This is a genomic window from Xanthomonas cissicola (genome assembly GCF_008801575.1).
Taxonomy (GTDB): Bacteria; Pseudomonadota; Gammaproteobacteria; order Xanthomonadales; family Xanthomonadaceae; genus Xanthomonas; species Xanthomonas cissicola.
On the sequence record NZ_VZPL01000277.1, the window covers coordinates 1 to 257 of the forward strand.

At 70.8% G+C, this 257-nt stretch carries 1 protein-coding gene; it reads right to left on the reverse strand.

Annotation, left to right across the window (positions count from 1 at the left end):
- Positions 1 to 257, reverse strand: a 257-nt coding sequence (locus F7R02_RS26060; protein ID WP_151210376.1) for a TAL effector repeat-containing protein, incomplete at both ends; no start/stop codon positions are given.

Consider the following 257-nt stretch of genomic DNA (forward strand, 5'->3'; position numbering starts at 1 on the left):
CCGTCTCCAGCGCCTGCTTGCCGCCATCGTGGCTGGCGATGGCCACCACCTGCTCCGGGGTCAGGCCATGGGCCTGGCACAGCACCGGCAACAGCCGCTGCACCGTCTCCAGCGCCTGCTTGCCACCGCCATTGCTGGCGATGGCCACCACCTGCTCCGGGGTCAGGCCATGGGCCTGGCACAGCACCGGCAACAGCGCCTGCACCGTCTCCAGCGCCTGCTTGCCACCGCCATTGCTGGCGATGGCCACCACCTGC